Annotated in this window: 3 protein-coding genes and 1 other RNA gene; 1 reads left to right on the top strand and 3 read right to left on the bottom strand. The window is 54.8% G+C overall.

Going from position 1 to position 3,273, the window contains the following annotated elements; translation table 11 throughout:
* Positions 1-216 precede the first annotated feature (216 nt).
* Positions 217-894, bottom strand: coding sequence for an isochorismatase family protein (locus GF617_RS26575; RefSeq protein WP_181623013.1), 678 nt, complete (start codon positions 892-894; stop codon positions 217-219).
* A gap of 20 nt (positions 895-914) precedes the next feature.
* On the bottom strand, positions 915-1,775 hold the full coding sequence (locus GF617_RS26570) for a pirin family protein (protein WP_181623014.1): 861 nt from the start codon (positions 1,773-1,775) through the stop codon (positions 915-917).
* 110 nt (positions 1,776-1,885) lie between these two features.
* Between GF617_RS26570 and GF617_RS26565 the strand changes: the two genes are divergently transcribed.
* Positions 1,886-2,791, top strand: a complete 906-nt coding sequence (locus tag GF617_RS26565; protein WP_181623015.1) for a LysR family transcriptional regulator — start codon at positions 1,886-1,888, stop codon at positions 2,789-2,791.
* A gap of 302 nt (positions 2,792-3,093) precedes the next feature.
* Here GF617_RS26565 and GF617_RS26560 read toward each other — a convergent pair.
* A non-coding RNA gene (locus GF617_RS26560) (RtT sRNA) lies at positions 3,094-3,230 on the bottom strand.
* Positions 3,231-3,273 lie beyond the last annotated feature (43 nt).

The following is a 3,273-nucleotide window of genomic DNA, read 5'->3' as shown; positions in this document are numbered from 1 at the left end:
TCGAACCCCCGATACGTTGCCGTATACACACTTTCCAGGCGTGCTCCTTCAGCCACTCGGACACCTCACCATATTGTTTGCTGCCTGACCACTTGGGGGGCAACGGGGCGCTACTATAGGGAGTTGCGCTAAAACGGTCAAGCAGATTTTACGCTTTAGTGCTTGTTCGGTTAAGCAATAATCAGCTCCACGGTTTTTATGCCATGGAGCTGTGCATTACCGCTGTGAATCGAGCACTTCGCTATTCTTAACGACCTCTTGCGCTTTAGCATAACTTTCGATCAGCAACTGGTATGCCGGGAAAATGTGGGTGTAGACGTCGGCCCATTCTGCCGCATCTTCACGGTTCCATGTCCGCTGGATCTCGGAGGCAACCGCCGCGGTATCCATTGGAACCACACCCGCCTGAACAACCCGTGCCAGCGTGATCTCCTGCGCCATCTTGCTGTACGTTCCGGATGCATCAATAACCGCAAACACCTTATACCCGTCAGCAACCGCGCTGATTGACGGAAACGCCATGCAAACGCTGGTGATTGTCCCGGCAATGATCAACGTGTTGCGTCCGGTGGCTTTTACGGCCGCGACAAATTCCGGGTTATCCCATGCGTTGATCTCGCCTTTCCGTGCCACATATTGTGCATGCGGGGCGTTGGCGTGGATCTCCGGGATTAAAGGACCGTTTGGACCCTGTGGAACGGATGCGGTAGTAATTACCGGGATCCCGGCAAGGGTCGCCATTTTAGCCAGTGCCGCCGCACGGGCGCGTAGCTCCGGCATTGGCATATCCCCGACGGTCTGGAACAGTCCGCTTTGATGATCGATCAACAACATGACCGCGTCGTTCGCGTCAATGACCGGACGCATTCCGTTAAAATTCGCAGGTGTAGACATTTTCTTCTCCTTTATTACGCTCAGATCTGGCCGAAGCGGCCGGAGTTGAAATCACGAATGGCTTCCGTGATTTCGGTTTTACTGTTCATCACAAACGGGCCGTAGCCCACAATCGGTTCGTTCAGAGGGGCGCCAGCCATCAGCAGCACTTTGGCATCACTGCTCGCTTCCAGGTGCAGTTTGCTGCCTTCCTGGCTGAGAACCACAAGCTGCGCTTCACCCGCCTGGGTTGTACCGTTTACCGTGATGTTGCCTTCAAGGACTACCAGCGCGGTACTCCAGCCTTCGGGCTGAGTCAGTGCGAGATGGCTTCCCTGACGGAGGGTAATATCCCAGACATTTAGCGGCGAGAAAGTGTGCGCCGGGCCGGTAATATCACCATAATGGCCAGCAATTACCCGCAGCGATCCACGTTCTTCTGACAGCGTCACCACCGGGATTTCATGCCTGGTAATGCTCTGATAACCCGGCTTCGCCATCTTGTCCTTCGCGGGCAGGTTGACCCAAAGCTGCATCATTTTGAGCTCGCCACCTTTCTGCGAGAATGCACTGGAGTGGAACTCTTCATGCAGAATGCCAGCACCTGCAGTCATCCACTGCACATCACCGGGGCCAATTACGCCGCCTTTGCCAGTGGAGTCGCGATGCTCCACTTCACCGGAATAGACGATGGTGACCGTTTCAAAACCACGATGCGGGTGTTCGCCCACGCCGCGCTTTTCTCCGTCAGCCGGGAATGTGTACGGGCCAGCGTAATCCAGTAGCAGGAACGGGCTGAGGGGTTCGCCGTGAGTCTGATAAGAAAACATCGACCTGACGGGGAAGCCGTCACCCACCCAGTGCTGGCGAGGCGCGGTATAGACACCTGTAACGTTTTTCATGTTTTTCTCCTGGTAGTCTGTTGATATTGATTAGCTTATATTCAGAACTAATATCCCGGTAGGCAGTGAAAATGACATTCACTGTTCTTAAAATGGAACGATGAGGTTTTATGCAGGATCTCAATGACTTCGTGTGGTTTGTGAAGGTGGTCGACTACGGTGGTTTCGCTGCGGCCGGAAGGGCGCTCGATCAGCCAAAATCAAAACTGAGCCGCAGGATTGCACAGCTTGAAGACCGACTTGGGGTGCGATTAATTCAGCGCACCACACGCCAGTTTACCGTTACCGAAGTGGGCCAGACTTTTTATCAACACTGTAAAGCAATGTTGGTGGAGGCTGAGGCGGCGGAAGAGGCGGTCGCGGCGTTACAGGCTGAGCCGCGCGGTATTGTCAGGATCACTTGTCCGGTGACGTTGCTGCATGTACACGTGGGCCCGATGCTGGCGCGCTTTATGGCGAAATACCCGGGAATTAATCTCCAGCTTGAAGCCACCAATCGCCGGGTGGATCTGGTGGGCGAGGGGATCGATATCGCAATCCGCGTGCGTCCACGCCCGTTTGATGACAGCGACCTGGTTTTACGGGTGCTTGCCGACAGGGGACATTGTCTGGTGGCCGGGCCAGATTTAATTCAGCGTATGGGGAAACCGGTTATGCCCTCAGAGCTAAGCCGATGGCCGGGGTTGAGTATGGGGGAGGGGAGGCAAGTTCATAAATGGGATTTGACTGGCTCGCAAGGGGCAAAAGCGGAGATTCACTATGCCCCGCGTTTTATCACGACTGATATGCTGGCGTTACGGGAAGCTGCAATGGCCGGTGTGGGTGTGGTGCAACTTCCCATTTTGATGGTGAAAGACCAGCTTGCGTCAGGTGAGCTGGTCCGGGTATTGGATGAATGGGAACCCCGCCGGGAAGTCATTCATGCGGTGTATCCGTCGAGGCGTGGGCTATTGCCATCCGTGAGGACACTGGTGGATTTTCTGACGGAAGAGTATGCGCGGATGGTGGAGGAGTAATTTTAATCCCTTGAGATATTGATCAACAAAAACAATAACCTGAAGCTATTTGAGTTGTTTCAGAAGAGTTGAGGGCTTACAGCGACGTTGCCTCCGCCCGTCCCCGATAAGCCGTAAGGAATAACCGGGTCGCCAGGGGGCGGTGAGCCACCCTGGCACGTTCACGAGTAATGTGGTGACAGAGTGGCAAGGAACATAAAGTGAACGGAATGACCACCTCAGCCGTATGTTCCCCTTCACTCCGCAGGTGTGCAACATGCGAAAAAAAAGCCCGTACCTGCGTACGAGCTCTTTCTCAAATATGGCGGTGAGGGGGGGATTGACTCGCTTCGCTCGCCCTTCGGGCAGCCTGTTCGCTGCGCTCTCAGTCTGTCCAACTGGCTGTGCCAGTTGTCGAACCCCGGTCGGGGCTTCTCATCCCCCCGCAGGTGTGCAACATGCGAAAAAAAAGCCCGTACTTGCGTACGAGCTCTTTCTCAAAT

Source organism: Lelliottia sp. RWM.1 (assembly GCF_016859735.1).
Lineage (GTDB): Bacteria > Pseudomonadota > Gammaproteobacteria > Enterobacterales > Enterobacteriaceae > Enterobacter.
Note: the sequence above shows the minus strand (reverse complement) of the source record. Positions and strands in the feature narration are given on the sequence as shown.

What these genes read in the sequence shown, in the direction of transcription:
- GF617_RS26570 (WP_181623014.1), bottom strand. Translation starts at nt 1,775, where the DNA reads ATGAAAAACGTTACAGGTGTCTATACCGCGCCTCGCCAGCACTGGGTG.
- GF617_RS26575 (WP_181623013.1), bottom strand. Translation starts at nt 894, where the DNA reads ATGTCTACACCTGCGAATTTTAACGGAATGCGTCCGGTCATTGACGCG.
- GF617_RS26565 (WP_181623015.1), top strand. Translation starts at nt 1,886, where the DNA reads ATGCAGGATCTCAATGACTTCGTGTGGTTTGTGAAGGTGGTCGACTAC.